The following is a 15,519-nucleotide window of genomic DNA, read 5'->3' as shown; positions in this document are numbered from 1 at the left end:
GACGACAAATGCAACGCAGGACCTTCAGTTCGCTGGCGTTTGGCGCCAGCCTCGCGCTTGGCGCGATCGGCATGGTCGCCGCGAAACCGGCGAACGCGCAGGCATGGCCAACGCGATCCATCACGATCATCGTTCCCGGCGCGCCGGGTGGCACGACCGATATTCCGGCCCGCATCGTCGCGCAGAAGCTCTCGGCCCTGCTGGGCCAACCCGTCGTGGTCGACAATCGCGCCGGCTCGGGCGGGATCATCGGCACGCAGGCTTTCCTGCATGCGCCAGCCGATGGATACACCTGGCTCGTCGGCAATACCGGCTCGCACGCGATCAACTACACGGCTTACAAGAAGCTGAGCTACAAGCCGCAGGATTTCGTGCCGGTCACGGACATGATCTCGTTCCCGAACGTGCTGGTCGTCAATGCCCAGTCGCCGGTGAAGAGCGTGGCGGACCTCTTGGCGCTGCTGAGGAAGGAGCCGGGCAAGCTCTCGTATGCGTCGGCCGGCATCGGGCAGACCACGCATCTGACGTCGCTGATGTTCACGCAGCGTACGGGCACCAACGCCATCCATGTGCCCTACAAGGGGTCGACGCCCGCCACCACGTCAGTGCTCGCCGGCGAGACCACTTTCATGTTCGACAACCTGACCCAGTCGCTGCCGCAGATTCGAAGCGGCAAGCTGCGCGCGCTGGCGGTAACGAGCGATGAACGTCAGGCCAGCATGCCAGACGTGCCGACCATGGCCGAGGCCGGGGTGAAGGATTTCGTCGTGCAAGGCTGGTTGGGGTTCTTCGGCGCGGCAAAGACGCCCCCGGAAGTCGTCGCGAAGATGCAGGCGAGCCTGGCGAAAGTCATGGAGGATCCTGAAGTCGTGCGGCGCTTTCGCGAAATGGGCGGTATGCCCGGCGGAGAGCCGCAGCCGAAATTCGCCGATCTGGTCAGCAAGGATCAGAGGCGCTGGGGAGAGACCATCCGCCTCGCCAACCTGACACTCGACTGATGACGCTGTCATCGTCCAACGCATCCAACACAATCAAAGCAGGAGACATCGCACCATGACCAACCCTTTGCCCTGGATCAGCGGCGACCTGGAGATCTTCCAGGATGGCATTCGCAAGTTCGTCGAGCGCGAGCTTGCACCCAACGAGGATCGTTGGTGGAAGCAGCAGTACATCGACCGTGAAGTCTGGTACAAGGCAGGCGAGATGGGGATGCTCTGCGCGAGCATTCCCGAAGAGTACGGTGGCGGCGGCGGAACGTTCGCCCATGAGGCCATCATCACGATGGAACAGGCGCGGGCCGGCGTGAGCAGCCTCGGCACCAACGTGCACAGCGGCATCGTTGCCCACTACATCCTGCGCTACGGCACCGAGGAACAGAAACGCAAGTGGCTGCCGAAGATGGCGACCGGCGAGCTGGTTGCCGCCATCGCCATGTCGGAACCCGGTGCGGGTTCGGACCTCAAGAGCGTCAAGACGCGCGCGCTGAAGGACGGCGACAGCTACGTCATCAATGGTTCGAAGACCTTCATCACGAACGGCTACCACGCCAACCTGATTCTGGTGATCTGCAAGACCGATCCGGAGGCGGGCGCGCGTGGTGTGTCGATCGTCGCGGTCGAGACCGATGGCCAGCAGGGATTCCGCCGCGGTCGCATCCTGGAAAAGATGGGGCAGAAGGGCCAGGACACCGCCGAGTTGTTCTTCGACGACATGCGCGTGCCTTGCGCGAACCTGCTCGGCACTGAAGAGGGCAAGGGCTTCTACCAGCTTATGCAGCAGTTGCCGCAGGAGCGCATGATCATCGCGCTGGGCGCATTGGCATCGATGGAGCGCGCGCTGGGCCTGACGATCGAGTACGTGCGCAATCGCAAGGTCTTCGGCGAATCACTGATCGAGTTGCAGAACACCCGATTCCGGCTGGCGGAGTGCAAGACCAACGCGACCATCGCGCGCAGCTTCGTCAACGATTGCATGGAGAAGATCCTGCGTGGGGAGCTGGACCCTGGCACGGCGGCGATGGCCAAGTGGTGGTGCACGCAGCGTTCGTGCGAGATCATCGACGAATGCCTGCAGTTGCACGGCGGCTATGGCTACATGATGGAGTACCCGATTGCGCGGATGTACGTGAATGCGCGGGTCAGCAAGATCTACGGCGGCTCGAACGAGATCATGAAGGAGTTGATCGCGCGCGAACTCTGAGATGGTGCCGACGAGGCGTCGTCGCTACGGTTTCGGTCAGGACCTTTTTTCGATCCGGGCCGAAGCCTACGCGGCCGGCGCGTCGCCGGCGAACTCCGCAATCGCCACTTCGCGGAAATGCCTGATGGCCGGACCATCGGCGTGCGGGGAAAAGGCCAGGGCGATGCCGATGCTTGTCGTGTTGGGATAGTTGGCCAGTGTCGAATAGACCAGCTTGTCACTGCCGAATCGACGCATGATCGACGGGACCAACGCGACGCCAAGGCCGCTTTCCACCAGTGCCAATACCGTCTGGATCTGCGTGGCTTCCTGCGTGATCCGGGGAAGGAAGCCGGCGGTCTGACATGCCGCCATCGCAGCGGCGTGCAGGCCCGATGCTTCGGTCTGGGCGTACATGACGAACCGCTCTTGCGCAAGGTCGGCGAGCGTAAGCGGTTGCTTTGCCGCCAGCGGATTGCGCCGTGGCAGCGCGGCAACGAACCGGTCTTCCTGCAGGGAAATCAGCGTGGCAGTGCCCCTGGACATCAATGGCGTCCTGATGAGGCCGACATCCAGGGCTTCCTCTTCCAGGCTCCGAAGAATGCTGGTCGACGTTGCTTCCTTCAGTACGAGTTCGATGCCCGGATATTCCTCGCGGAAGCGCGAGACGAGTCGCGGGAGTACCTGATACGTTGTGGAGCCGACGAATCCCACGCGCAATGTGCCACCCAGACCGCTGGCGGCTGCGTGTACCCGCTCGCTGAACTGGCCAGCGTGGAACAGGATGCGCTTTGCCTCCAGCAACGCGACCCGGCCGCTGGCGGTCAGCGCCACGCCCCTGGCATCGCGCAGGAACAAGGTCGTGTCCAGCTCTGCTTCGAGTTTCTGTATGGAGACGGTCAGGGCCGGCTGGGCAATATGCAGCCGCTCGGCGGCGCGCCGGAAATTCAGGGTCTCGGCAAGTACGACAAAGTGCCTGATGCGACGTAGATCCATATTCCTGGAAGGGTGACAGAGCGCCGCATTTCAATGTCGTGTCGTGGCTCCGGAGGGCGCTTGAGACTTGGAGCTTATTGAAACATGCTGTGCGTCGCAATACGGACACATACGCATGTCGCGGGGCATTCCCGCTGCGGCGCCATCGCGGTCAGGCGAGCCGTTTCCCGCCGCCACGGCGGAACGAAAAACGGCCTGTCGTCACCCCTTCATCCCTTGAATACGGGTTTGCGCTTGTCGAGGAACGCTTCCACGGCTTCCTTGTGATCGCCGGCCTGATGCGAGACCGCTTGATAGACGGCCGAGAGTTCCAGCAGCGTGCCCAGCGACGTGTGCATGCCTTCGCGCAACAGGCGCTTGGCCAATCGGACCGCGTGCGGCGGGTTTGCCGCGATGGCGGCCGCGATCTCCCGGGCCGTGGGCAGCAGAGCCTCAGGTTCGACTACCTGCGAAACGAGATTCCATTCGAGCGCCGTTTGCGCGTCGATGGCCTTGCCCGTGAACGTAAGCTCCGCCGCGCGCGACATCCCGATGATCCGCGGCAACAGCCAGGCGCCGCCATCGCCGGGAATGATGCCCAGCTTCACGAAGCTCTCCGCAAACTGGGCGGCCCGCGACGCGATGCGGATGTCGCACATGCAAGTGAGATCGAGACCTGCCCCCAGTGCCGGACCGTTGACGGCGGCGATGACCGGGACCTCCAGATTGAACAGCGCAAGCGGCAGCCGCTGAATGCCATGGCGATAGTCCCGTCTGACGTCCATCGCCGAGGCAGTCCCGGATGCCTGCCGCTTCATTTCGTGGATGTTGCCGCCCGACGAGAATGCGGTACCGCTTCCGGTGATGATCACGGCGCGGACCGACGTATCGGACTCGATACGCTCGATCGCGGCCAGGAATTCGGGCACGGCCGTATTGCCCGTCAGTGGGTTCCGGCGTTCGGGTTCCGACATCGTCAACGTGACGACGTGCCCGTCTTGTTCGTAGGACAGGAAGTTCGACATGGTAGGTCTCCGGGATTGGATGGATCGTTTCGACTATCGTTGCGTCTACTGTTTCGGCACGCCTGCGCGCTCGGCGGCGTCCGACCACTTCTTGATCTCCGCGAGCTGGAAGGTCCTCAGCGCTTTCGCGTCGCCGACAAAGACGTCCCAACTGGTGCGCGACAGGAATTCGCTGGTTTCAGGTGTCTGGTAGATGTCCACCATCAGCTTTTCCAGCTTGGCGATGACCGGCTTTGGCGTGTTCGCCGGTGCGAACGCGGCGGTCCAGTTCACCATGAAGTAGCCGGGGAATCCGCTTTCCTGAAGCGTGGGCGTGTTGGGCTGGCTGCTGAGCCGCTTGTCGCTGGTGACCGCGAGCAGCCGGAGCTTGCCGCCGTTCAGGAGCGGAAGTACCGCGCCATAGTCGGCAAACACGAAATCCACCTGTCCTGCAGCCAGATCGGTCAGCGCAGGCGCCGCGCCCTTGTATGGCACATGGTTGGCCTTGATGTGACCCATTGCCAGAAAGAGCTCGGTCGCGATCTGGTACGAGGCGCTGCCCGCGCCATAGTTGAGGGTGCCGGGGTGTTCGCGTGCCGCGCTTAGCAGCGCATCGACGGTTTGGTAGCGGGAAGTCGCGCTCACGACTAGCGCCATGGCGCCCACTCCCAGACGGGCAATGGGTGCGAGTTCGCTGACGGGGTCATAGGGGAGCTTGCGGAACATCGCGACATTGGTCGCCACCGGCGAGTTGCTGGCCAGCAGCAGCGTGTATCCGTCGGGTTCGGCGCGAGTCACCGTTTGCGCGGCGATGAAGCTGTTGCCACCCGGGCGGTTCTCGACGACGACCGGCTTTCCCAGCCGTTCCTCCATCTTGCGAGCGAGATATCGGGCGTTGGAGTCCGTGCCGCTCCCTGGCGGAAAGGACACTACCAGCTTGATGGGCTTGTCCGGGTATTCGCTTCTGGCGTCCATCGGCGTCAGTGCGCCGCCAATCGTCACCACGAGCGCGCACAGCATGGCCCACCGGCGCGTGGCTGATGTGAGGTTCATTCCTGTCTCCGTGTTATCCGGCTTCGTCTAGTACGCGAAGCGTCAGCAGAGACTATGCGCAGCGCTATGGCGCTGTCCAATATAGAAACGACGATTTCCGATATCCAAAATATATCGGAGTACTGCCGGGCAGTGATAAACGCAGATTATCGAAGTCTCGCGAATCGCTATTGGACGCGGCGTTGGCACGTGGCTACGCTCATCGCTACAACTCGAAAGCAGGAGACAACGATATGAGCAAGGCGCTTGGCCACATCAAGGTGCTGGACCTGTCCCGTGTGCTGGCCGGACCCTGGGCTACCCAGAATCTGGCGGACATGGGAGCCGAAGTCATCAAGGTGGAACGGCCTGGTGCCGGGGACGACACGCGCGGCTGGGGGCCGCCGTTCCTGAAGGACCCGCAAGGCAACGAGACCGATGATTCGTCGTACTTCCTCAGCGCAAACCGTGGCAAGAAATCGATCACGATCGATCTCGCATCGCCGAAGGGCCAGGACATCGTCCGGGCGCTGGCCCGCGAATGCGATGTTGTGGTCGAGAACTACAAGGTGGGCACGCTGGCTCGCTATGGCCTGTCCTACGAAGACCTGCGCAAGCTCAACCCGCGTCTGGTGTACTGCTCGATCACGGGATTCGGTCAGACTGGGCCCTATGCGGCATTGCCGGGCTACGACTTCGTTTTCCAGGGTATGGGCGGTCTGATGAGCATCACCGGGATGCCGGATGGCGAGCCCGGCGCCGGCCCGGTGAAATCCGGCATCGCCATCACAGATCTGCTCACCGGCATGTACGCCACATCGGCCATCCTTGCCGCGCTTGAGCACCGGAACGTCAGCGGAGAGGGCCAATACATCGATATCTCCTTGCTAGATTGCGTGGTCACCATCAATTCGTACCAGGCCATCAACTACTTTCTGTCCGGCAAGGTCCCCCAGCGGATGGGCAATGCGCACTCGAACATGGTGCCGTACCAGGTATTCCGCTGCAAAGAGGGCGACGTCATCGTGGCGGTCGGCAACGACACCCAGTACGCGGCGTTCTGCGGCGTCATTGGACGTCCCGATCTGGCGGAAGATGCCCGATTTACCACTGCGGCACAGCGCAACCGAAATCGGGAGACGCTGATTCCCCAGATTGCCGAGGCGATGCTGGCCAGAACCATGACGGAATGGGTGACGCTGATGGAAGCGGCGAACGTGCCTTGCGGCCCGATCTACAACATGAAGCAGGTGTTCGAAGACCCGCAGGTCAGGCATCGGGACATGCAGCTCGTTCTGGAACACAACAGCGGTTCGAAAGCCCCATCGCTTGCGAATCCGATTCGCTTCTCCGATACGCCGATTCGCTACCAACGCTCCGCGCCAACCCTGGGTGAACACACCGACAGGGTTCTGCAGGACATGCTTGCCTTTTCAGCCGAGACCATCGACGCCTTGAGGGAGCAGGGCGTGATCTGATCGTTGTACCCAAAACAAAACTCAAGGAGACAAGATGCTGCATTCCGCAAAGATGCTTTTCCTGGCTGTTGCCGTGTTCGCCGTGTCAAATGCCGCGTCCGCAGCGGATCAGCCCATCCGCTTGGTGGTGCCATATCCGCCGGGCGGCGCAGCGGATCAGATCACCCGGCTGGTGACCAGCGATGCGTCGAAGTTCCTGAAGACGACGATCGTCATCGACAACAAGCCAGGGGCAGCGGGCATCATCGCCGCGGAGACCGTGGCCAGATCCGCCCCCGACGGCAAGACGCTCCTGGTCGGCTCGAATGCGCCCCTGGTCATCAACAGCGCGATCTACGAAAAATTGCCCTATGACCCGGCGCGTGATTTCGTGCCGGTGGCGGGGCTGGGCAAGACGCCGCTGATGCTCTCGGTGCGGGCGGAGTTGCCGGTGAAGTCAGTCAAGGATCTGGTGGCACTGGGAAAGAGTCAGCCGGGGAAGCTGACCATGGGCTCGGCGTCGAGCGGCAACATCACGCACCTTGCCGGCGAGAACGCATCAAGCAAGCTCGGCGTGAAGGTCACCCATGTGCCGTTTGCGGGTAGCGCGCCCGCCATCGTCAGCCTGATCGGTGGGAACATCGACCTGATCTACGACGCATTGCCGTCCTCCATGCAGCAGGCCAGGGCAAACCGGATTCACGCGCTGGCCATTCTCGATACGAACCGCTTCCCACTGTTGCCGGACGTGCCCACCATGCACGAACTGGGCTACTCGGGAACCGAGGCAAGCGCCTGGTTCGGTGTAGTCGCGCCGGCTGGCACGCCCGCTGCGCCAATCGCGGCGATGAACAAGGCGATCAACGACGCCCTTCGCAACCCTGAGCTGGTCGAGAAGCTACGCGCAATCGGCGCGCAGCCGATGCCGGGATCTCCCGCGAGCTTTGGGGAATTCATTAACGAAGAGCGCGCGCGCTGGATTCCCGTGGCGAAGTCCCTCAACGTGAAGGCGGACTGACGCATGCAGGCGCTGAGTTCTGTCGAGGCCGTCAAGGCGCTTCGCGATGCGCCGGCCGCGGTGAGCGACTACATCGTGCTGGACCAGGAGACGATCGATACGTTTGCAAGACTGACCGGCGATCGTCAATGGATCCACGTCGATCCGGTACGCGCCGCGGCCGAGTCGCCGTTTGGCTGCACGATTGCACATGGACTCCTGACACTGTCGATGGTCACCACGGCGTTCACCCAGTGCTTCTCGTTTCCGGGCCGCAAGATGTCCGTGAACTACGGGTTCGACAAGGTGCGTTTCACTGGTGCCGTACCCGCGGGCGCCCGGGTGCGCGGTGTGTTCGTCCTGCAGCGCGTCGAGGATGTTCGGCCGGGCGAGATCAGATGCTTTTGGCAAGTGGAAATGCAGGTGGAAAACAGCGAGCGCCCCGCCATGGCGGCGACGTGGCTGGTACAGATGCGCTACTGAAAACACAGGAGACAAGCAATGACGGTACTGGAAGTCAGGCACGTGGGAACCACCGCCGTGGTGACGATGAATCGTCCGGAGCAGCGCAACGCGCTCGACATGACGATGCGGGACGCCTTCGCCGAGGTCATTCCGGCGTTGCGCGATGACAAGGCGGTAAAGGCCATCGTGCTGACCGGCGCTGGCGGGCACTTCTGCGCGGGGGGCGATGTGAAGGCGATTGCGGCCGGGCAGGGCGGCGAACGCGACATCTTCGAGGGACGCGAGCGCATTCGCAAGATTCATCGCTGGTCCGACGAGTTGATCGACATGGAGAAGCCGGTCATCGCGGCCGTGGACGGCGTGGCGTTCGGCGCGGGACTCTCGCTGGCGCTTTGCGCGGACTTCATCCTGGCATCGAAGCGGGCCACGTTCTGTTCGGTGTTCTCCCGCATCGGATTCGTGCCCGACGTCGGGGCGTTGTATCTGCTGCCTCGCTGGATCGGTCTCGCGCGCGCCAAGGAACTGGTCTTCTCCGCGCGCGTCGTGAAGGCCGATGAGGCGCTTGAGCTTGGGTTGCTCCATTCGATCTCCGAGGACGATGTCGTGGCCGATGCCATTGCGCTGGCGAATCGCTTCGCGCACGCCCCGACCGACGCCATCGGCGCGGCGAAATCCGTGATGAACCGGGCGTTCGAATCCGATCGTCATACCGTCCATGCGCAGGAAGCGATGCTGCAGGCCATGTGTCGCGAGAGCGCCTATCACCAGGAGGCGGTCCGGCGGTTCATCGACAAGGAACCCGCGAAGTACCAGTGGTGAAGACTGCCACCGTGAACATGATGTGAGGCACCGGTTGCCGGCGTGTTGCGGACACACGGCAGCACCGTGCCGGTTTTTTTGCACTGACGCCTGGCGGCAGTGCCAGATCAGGAGTTTTCATTGAATCATCTACTCGATACTTTTCATCTCGCGCAGTTGCCCCCGGAGGCGGAGGCGTTTCGCGCCGAGGTGAAGGCCTTCCTGGCGGACATGCAACCCAAGGCCCCACCGAGCAAGCGGGCCCGATCGTGGATGGGTTTTGACGCTGATTTCAGCCGGAAGCTTGCCGGCCGCGGATGGGTAGGCATTACCTTGCCCGCGCAGTATGGCGGCGCCGGCCTGGATCCGTTCCGGCGATTCGTGCTGGTCGAGGAGTTGCTGAGCGCTGGAGCCCCCGTCGCAGCGCATTGGATCGCGGATCGGCAAAGCGGGCCGCTGATCCTCAGGTACGGCACGGAGGCGCAGAAGGCGGCTTACCTGCCGAAGATCTGTCGTGGCGAGGCGTTCTTCTGCATTGGCATGAGCGAGCCGAACTCGGGCTCCGACCTGGCGAGCGTCCGGACGCGCGCGACGCCGGCTTCGGATGGCTGGGTCCTGAATGGCCAGAAGATCTGGACGACCAACGCGCAGCATTGTCAGTACATGATCGCGCTGGTCCGTACCTCAGGGGTTCCCGAGGACAAGCAGAAGGGGTTGTCCCAGTTCATCATCGATCTTTCCCTGCCCGGCGTGACGGTGCGTCCCATCCGGGACCTCACGGGCGACGCGCACTTCGCCGAGGTGGTATTCGAGAATGTGGCGCTGCGGCCGGATGCCCTGATTGGCGAAGAAGGCAGTGGCTGGGAGCAGGTGAACGCGGAACTGGCATTCGAGCGCAGCGGCCCGGAGCGCATCTATTCCAGCATCGTCCTGCTGGATGCCTGGATCGAACAGCTTCGCCGCACGGAAGCGACCCGGGACCAGGTGGCCGCGCTTGGCCGCTTCGTCACGCATGTGGCGACGTTGCGCAACATGTCGATCGCCGTGACATCGAAGCTGGCACGCCATGAGAGCCCGGTGGTCGAAGCGGCGTTGGTCAAGGATCTGGGTACCGAGCTGGAGCAGGCGATTCCGGCCTATCTGGAAGCGGCGATTGCCTCGGACCCGGAGGCGGCCGGCGATGGCGAGCTGCTGCGCACGGTGGCCTATCTGAGCCAGATTTCCCCGACGTTCTCGTTGCGTGGCGGCACGCGAGAGATTCTCCGCGGCATGATCGCCCGTAGCCTCGGGCTGCGCTAATACCAGAGAGGACAGTGAATGTTCGTAGAAGCCATCGCAGATATTCTGAAAGACCGTTTCGTGCCGCAGGCGCTCCGGAAGATTGAACAAGGCGTTGAAGTCAGGGAGGCATGGCGTGCCGTCGAGGAGGCGGGATTCCTCGAACTCCTGGCGCCCGAAGAGGCTGGAGGCGCCGGGCTGGCGTTGGGCGAGCTGTATCCGATTCTTCTGGAGGTCGGAAAGCACGCGGTACCACTGCCAATCGGGCAGACCATTGCAGCACGGGCGATTCTCTCGAAATCCGGGGGCGGGGCGCCCGCGGGCATGATCACGATCGCGCCAAGATGCCGGCGCGAACCTGACGGGAGCCTGCACATCGCCAATGTGATCGGTGGGCTGGTCGCGGACCATGTGCTCGTGGGCTGCGGCGATGCGGTGCTCTTGCTGGATTGCAGCACGGCGCAGCGGGACTGGATCGGGGTGCACGGCAGTCTCAGCGCGGATTTGAAGTGGGTGCGGGGAAATGCCGAGCCTGTCGAGGGCGTCACGGTGGACGAACTGGACGCCTGGGACGGCGCCGTGCTTTCCGTGCTGATGGCGGGGGCGGCTCGACGCGCGGGAGAGTTGACCCTCCAGTATTGCCAGGACCGTTCGCAGTTCGGGCGGTCGATCGGCAAGTTCCAGGTCATCCAGCATCAGCTTTCAGTAATCGTCGAGCACATTGCCGCAATGTCCGTCGCCGCGCAAATGGCTTTCGCGGGCGGACAGCGGCACCCGGGGAAGCTTGCTGCCGCCGTGGCGAAGGCCCGCTGCGCGGAGGCCGTGCAGGTTGTCGCGGCGGCCGCTCATGGCCTTCACGGCGCCATCGGCATCACGGAGGAGTATGACTTGCAACTGCTGACGCGATGCCTGCACGAATGGCGCATGGCGCACGGGTCGGAGTTGTACTGGAATCGCGTTGTCGGCATGGCGATGCTGGGGCGCGAGGGCGTGAAGGTGAGCGATTTCGCACGTCAGGTCTAGGCGTTCGGGTGTACTTATTGTCTGGCGCGAATAGTTCGTTCGAACGTCGCCGGCACGGCCGGCGCGGAACAGAATGGCTGTGTCCCATCTCCACCGAGGAGCCAACACGTGGATTTCCGCTTCAGCGAGGAACAGGTCATGCTGCGCGACACGCTCTCGCGCTACCTGTCCGATCACTACACGTTCGATGCGCGCCAGGCTGCCGTGCATTCGTCCGCCGGCTGGCGTCCCGATTGCTGGCGCGCGTTCGCGCGCGACCTTGGCCTGCTTGGCATCGGGATTCCCGAGCGCTTCGGTGGGCTGGGCGGCGGCATCATCGACCACATCGTGGTGATGGAACAGTTCGGCCGTCATCTTGTGCTGGAGCCATACCTTGGCACGGCCATCCTTGCGGTTGATGCACTGCAATATGCCAATGAGACGCTGGCCGCCGAAGCGCTGCCCGCCATCGCGGCAGGCGAGCTGGTGGTCGGCTGGGCGCACGCCGAACCGGAATCGCGCTACGGAATGATGGTGCGAACACGCGCGGACGCGGCTGCCGGTGGATACCGGTTGCATGGACGCAAGGCGCTCGTCACCGGCGCGCCCTGGGCCACGCACTTCATTGTCAGCGCGAACACGGAAGCCGGTCCGACGCTGTTCTGGGTCGAACGCACGGCGCCGGGCCTGACGTTGATCGAAGCCCCCACCTTTGACGGCGGCCGTACTGCTGACCTGATACTGACCGACGTGCCGGTGAGCGCCGCACAAGTGCTGGGAATGCCTGGCGGCGCATTGCCGCTGCTGGAGCAACTGAGCGACACCGCCGCCGTCGCGCTGTGTGCCGAAGCCACCGGCGCCACGGCGCGAATGCTGGAGGACACCGTCGAGTACGCGCGTCAGCGCCAGCAGTTCGGGCAGGCCATCGGCAGCTTCCAGGCGCTGCAGCATCGCATGGCCGACATGTACATGTTGCACGAGCAAGCCGTCGCCCTCACGCAGGTGGCTGCCATGCGTCTTGCTGGCGAGCCACATGAGCGCGCGCTGGGTGCCAGCACCGCCAAGGCCCATGTCGACGAAGCAGGCCGCCGCATCGGGCAGGGCGCGGTGCAGATCCACGGCGGCATGGGCGTGACCGAGGAAACGGCGGTCGGCCACTACTTCAAGCGTGTCACCGCCATCGGCCTGCAGTTCGGCAACGTTGCCTACCATCTGCGCCGTTGTGTCGACCTGCGCTACCCGGCTAACGCATAAGGATCGCCATGGATATCGACGACTCTCCGCAAGACCTGCAGTTTCGCGCCGAGGTGCGCGCCTGGATCTCCGAAGCGTTTGATGACGAGCTTCGCGCCATGATGGCGCAATCGAAGAACGGCCATCTCGACAAGGCGGCACAGGTACGCTGGCAAAAAGCGCTGCACGCGCGTGGCTGGGCCGCGCCGAATTGGCCGCAAGCACATGGCGGGCCTGGCTGGACACCCACGCAACGTCACCTCTTCCAGAGCGAACTGGCCGCCGCCGGTTGCCCGGCAGTGTCGCCGATGGGGCTCAAGATGGTGGCGCCCGTCATCATGAAGTACGGCAGTCCCGAGCAACAGGCCCGCTTTCTGCCGCGCATCCTGGCGTCCGACGACTGGTGGTGCCAGGGCTACTCCGAACCGAACTCAGGCTCCGATCTGGCCTCGCTGCAGATGCGCGCAACACGCGGCGTCGATGCGAATGGCGAGCACTACATCCTCAACGGTTCGAAGATCTGGACGACGCACGCCCAGTGGGCCGACTGGATGTTCTGTCTGGTGCGGACCTCGCGTGAGGGCAGGCCGCAGGAGGGCATTACGTTCCTGCTGCTCGACATGCGCACGCCGGGTATCACCGTATCGGCGCTGCCTACGCTCGACGGCCCAATGGAAGGCCAGCAGGAGGTCAATCAGGTTTTCTTTGACGATGTGCGCGTGCCGGCTGCCCAACGCATTGGCGAGGAGGGCATGGGCTGGACCATTGCCAAGTACCTGCTCGAGTTCGAGCGTGGCGGCAGCTTCGCGCCGATGCTGCACCGGCAACTGGACAAGGTGGCTGCCATGGCCGCCGCTCAGCCCGGTGAGGATGGCACCGGGCGGCTGATCGACGATCCCGTCTTCCGGCAACGGCTGGGCGCCATGTATGTGCGCGTGGCGGCGACCGAGGCGGCGGAGTTGCGGCTGTTCTCCGGCGTGGCCTCGGGTACGTCGATCGGCGCGGCGTCGAGCATGATCAAGTTGGTCGGTACCGAGACGGCACAGGCCATCTCCGAGCTAGCCGTCGACGTGCTCGGGCCCTATGCGCTGCCATTCGTGCGGGATACCTGGGCCGAGATCCAGGGCCGCGCTGCCGACCCGCGTCTGGGTCCGGACGATGCCGCCCCGATCGCGCCGCGCTACTTCAACTATCGCAAGGCATCGATCTACGGCGGTTCGAGCGAGATCCAGCGCAACATCATCGCGCGACAGGTTTTGCGGCTCTGAGCGCCCGCTTTGGCGTCCCTCGACGCCATCTGTCGCCAGTATCCATCCTACAAATCGAACAAGGAGACAAGGCTCATGGAGACGGAATACCTCGCGACGCTGCCGAGCGCCATTCGCCACTTCGCCCGGGAGCGGGCCGGGGCCATTGTGTACGCCTTCGAAGGCCGCGAGACCACGTTTGCCGATTTCGATCGCCATACGGATCGCGTGGCGCAGGCCCTGCTGGCCGACGGCGTGAAGGCTGGCGACCGCATCGCCTATGTCGGCAAGAACAGCGACCACTATTTCGAACTGTTCTTTGGCGCGGCCAAGATGGGGGCCGTCATTGCACCGGTGAGCTGGCGGCTGGCAGGGCCTGAAATCCAGTACATCGTCTCGCACTGCGACGCGACGCTGGTCTTCGTCGGCCCCGAGTCATCGGCATCGGTTCGCAACCTGCTGCCAGCGCTGCCACTGGTGCGCCGCGCCGTGGCGATGGAGGGCGGGGAGCCAGACTGGCCGGCCTACACGGACTGGCGCGACGCCTGCCCGGATACGCCACCTGCGTACGAAGCGAAGCCCGCCGACGTGGTGCTGCAGCTCTACACGTCTGGCACTACCGGACGTCCCAAGGGCGTGATGCTGATGCATCGCAACCTGACCAGTGGTACCGAGACCTCGCTGCGCGAAGGCGCCGACTGGTCGCAATGGAACGACGAAGATGTGTCGCTGGTGGCCATGCCGGTGGCGCATATCGGCGGTTCGGGCTGGGGCGTGCGCGGTGTTCTTGTCGGCTGCAAGGGTGTCGTGGCGCGCGAATTCGATCCGGGCAAGGTGCTCGACTATATCGAGCACGACCGCATCAGCAAGCTGTTCATGGTGCCGGCCGCGATGCAGATCGTGCTGCGTGATCCGCGCGCGCGCCAGGTGGACTATTCACGCCTCAAGCACATGCTGTACGGCTCGTCCCCGATTCCCGCGGCGCTGCTGCGCGAGGGCATGGCGGTGTTTGGCTGCGGCTTCGTGCAGCAGTACGGCATGACGGAGACCACGGGCACGATCGTGGCGCTGCCGCCGGAAGACCATACGCCCGCCGATGTCCCGCGCATGCGCGCCGCCGGCAAGGCCATGCCCGGTAGCGAGGTGGCGGTGGTCGGGCCGGATGGCCAGAGGCTGGCTGCCGGCGAGGTGGGCGAAGTGGTGATCCGCTCGCCGCAGAACATGGCGGGGTACTGGAAGCAGGAGGAAGAGACCGCCCGCACCATCGACGCCGACGGCTGGCTGCGCAGTGGCGATGCCGGCTACATGGACGCGGACGGCTACCTCTATATCCACGACCGGGTCAAGGACATGATCATCAGCGGCGGGGAGAACATCTACCCGGCCGAGGTGGAGAGCGCCATCTACGGCCACCCGGCCGTTGCCGACGTGGCCGTGATCGGTGTGCCGGACGAGCGGTGGGGCGAGGCGGTCAAGGCGATGGTGGTGCTGCGCCCGGGTGTGGCCGCTGACGCCGACAGCATTCTGGGCTGGGCGCGTGAGCGCATCGCGGGTTTCAAGGTGCCCAAGAGCATTGACTTCATCGATGCCATGCCGCGCAATCCGTCCGGCAAGTTGCTGCGCCGGGCGCTGCGGGAGCCGTACTGGACGGGCCGTACCCGGCAGGTGAACTAGGCATTCCGGGGCCGGGGAAGGGCACATCCGGCGGCAGATGACGCCGGGCGGTCGAGGTCTGGATCGCCTTCCTGGCGAGATCTGCCCGACCGCTGCCCGATGTGCCGCCCCCCCCCCCCCCCCCCCCCCCCCCCCCCCCCCCCCCCCCCCCCCCCCCCCCCCCCCCCCCCCCCCCCCCA

At 64.2% G+C, this 15,519-nt stretch carries 14 protein-coding genes; 11 read left to right on the top strand and 3 right to left on the bottom strand.

Annotation, left to right across the window (positions count from 1 at the left end; genetic code table 11):
- Nucleotides 1-8: 8 nt before the first annotated feature.
- Together RN01_RS21615 and RN01_RS21610 are read left to right on the top strand one after the other, a co-directional pair.
- Nucleotides 9-998 carry a tripartite tricarboxylate transporter substrate binding protein gene (locus RN01_RS21615; protein ID WP_017514615.1) on the top strand — a complete coding sequence of 330 codons (990 nt, stop codon included), beginning with the start codon at nucleotides 9-11 and terminating at the stop codon, nucleotides 996-998.
- A gap of 55 nt (nucleotides 999-1,053) precedes the next feature.
- Nucleotides 1,054-2,199 (top strand): acyl-CoA dehydrogenase family protein, encoded by a 1,146-nt coding sequence (locus RN01_RS21610; protein WP_024570947.1) that lies wholly within the window; start codon nucleotides 1,054-1,056, stop codon nucleotides 2,197-2,199.
- Nucleotides 2,200-2,265: 66 nt separating this feature from the next.
- On the opposite strand, the gene RN01_RS21605 is transcribed toward RN01_RS21610, so the two are convergent.
- The 3 genes from RN01_RS21605 to RN01_RS21595 all read right to left on the bottom strand — a co-directional run bounded on the left by RN01_RS21605 (nucleotide 2,266) and on the right by RN01_RS21595 (nucleotide 5,210).
- Complete coding sequence (locus RN01_RS21605; RefSeq protein ID WP_017512010.1) at nucleotides 2,266-3,174, bottom strand: LysR family transcriptional regulator; 909 nt, start codon at nucleotides 3,172-3,174, stop codon at nucleotides 2,266-2,268.
- 209 nt (nucleotides 3,175-3,383) lie between these two features.
- Entirely contained in the window at nucleotides 3,384-4,178 is a 795-nt protein-coding gene (locus RN01_RS21600) for a crotonase/enoyl-CoA hydratase family protein (RefSeq protein WP_017512011.1), read from the bottom strand.
- A 45-nt stretch (nucleotides 4,179-4,223) separates the two neighbouring features.
- Entirely contained in the window at nucleotides 4,224-5,210 is a 987-nt protein-coding gene (locus tag RN01_RS21595) for a tripartite tricarboxylate transporter substrate binding protein (protein ID WP_017512012.1), read from the bottom strand.
- Between the two features lie 233 nt (nucleotides 5,211-5,443).
- Between RN01_RS21595 and RN01_RS21590 the strand changes: the two genes are divergently transcribed.
- The 9 genes from RN01_RS21590 to RN01_RS21550 all read left to right on the top strand — a co-directional run bounded on the left by RN01_RS21590 (nucleotide 5,444) and on the right by RN01_RS21550 (nucleotide 15,340).
- Complete coding sequence (locus RN01_RS21590) at nucleotides 5,444-6,667, top strand: CaiB/BaiF CoA-transferase family protein (protein ID WP_017512013.1); 1,224 nt, start codon at nucleotides 5,444-5,446, stop codon at nucleotides 6,665-6,667.
- A 34-nt stretch (nucleotides 6,668-6,701) separates the two neighbouring features.
- The gene (locus RN01_RS21585) at nucleotides 6,702-7,664 is read left to right on the top strand and encodes a tripartite tricarboxylate transporter substrate binding protein (protein ID WP_017512014.1); all 963 of its coding nucleotides are present in this window, start codon (nucleotides 6,702-6,704) and stop codon (nucleotides 7,662-7,664) included.
- Nucleotides 7,665-7,667: 3 nt separating this feature from the next.
- On the top strand, nucleotides 7,668-8,126 hold the full coding sequence (locus RN01_RS21580; protein ID WP_017512015.1) for a MaoC family dehydratase: 459 nt from the start codon (nucleotides 7,668-7,670) through the stop codon (nucleotides 8,124-8,126).
- A gap of 18 nt (nucleotides 8,127-8,144) precedes the next feature.
- Nucleotides 8,145-8,927, top strand: a complete 783-nt coding sequence (locus tag RN01_RS21575; RefSeq protein WP_017512016.1) for an enoyl-CoA hydratase/isomerase family protein — start codon at nucleotides 8,145-8,147, stop codon at nucleotides 8,925-8,927.
- 120 nt (nucleotides 8,928-9,047) lie between these two features.
- Entirely contained in the window at nucleotides 9,048-10,205 is a 1,158-nt protein-coding gene (locus RN01_RS21570) for an acyl-CoA dehydrogenase family protein (RefSeq protein WP_017512017.1), read from the top strand.
- A gap of 18 nt (nucleotides 10,206-10,223) precedes the next feature.
- Nucleotides 10,224-11,207, top strand: coding sequence for an acyl-CoA dehydrogenase family protein (locus RN01_RS21565; RefSeq protein WP_017512018.1), 984 nt, complete (start codon nucleotides 10,224-10,226; stop codon nucleotides 11,205-11,207).
- 108 nt (nucleotides 11,208-11,315) lie between these two features.
- Nucleotides 11,316-12,440, top strand: coding sequence for an acyl-CoA dehydrogenase family protein (locus RN01_RS21560; RefSeq protein ID WP_017512019.1), 1,125 nt, complete (start codon nucleotides 11,316-11,318; stop codon nucleotides 12,438-12,440).
- A gap of 8 nt (nucleotides 12,441-12,448) precedes the next feature.
- Nucleotides 12,449-13,687: an acyl-CoA dehydrogenase family protein gene (locus RN01_RS21555; RefSeq protein WP_017512020.1), complete on the top strand. Its 1,239-nt coding sequence runs from the start codon at nucleotides 12,449-12,451 to the stop codon at nucleotides 13,685-13,687.
- 75 nt (nucleotides 13,688-13,762) lie between these two features.
- On the top strand, nucleotides 13,763-15,340 hold the full coding sequence (locus RN01_RS21550) for a fatty acid--CoA ligase (protein ID WP_024570948.1): 1,578 nt from the start codon (nucleotides 13,763-13,765) through the stop codon (nucleotides 15,338-15,340).
- The last annotated feature ends 179 nt before the right edge of the window (nucleotides 15,341-15,519 follow it).

The sequence above is a fragment of the Cupriavidus sp. SHE genome (assembly GCF_000812445.1).
GTDB lineage: Bacteria > Pseudomonadota > Gammaproteobacteria > Burkholderiales > Burkholderiaceae > Cupriavidus > Cupriavidus metallidurans.
The sequence above is the reverse complement of the archived record's forward strand: the minus strand, read 5'-3'. Positions and strand labels throughout refer to the sequence as shown.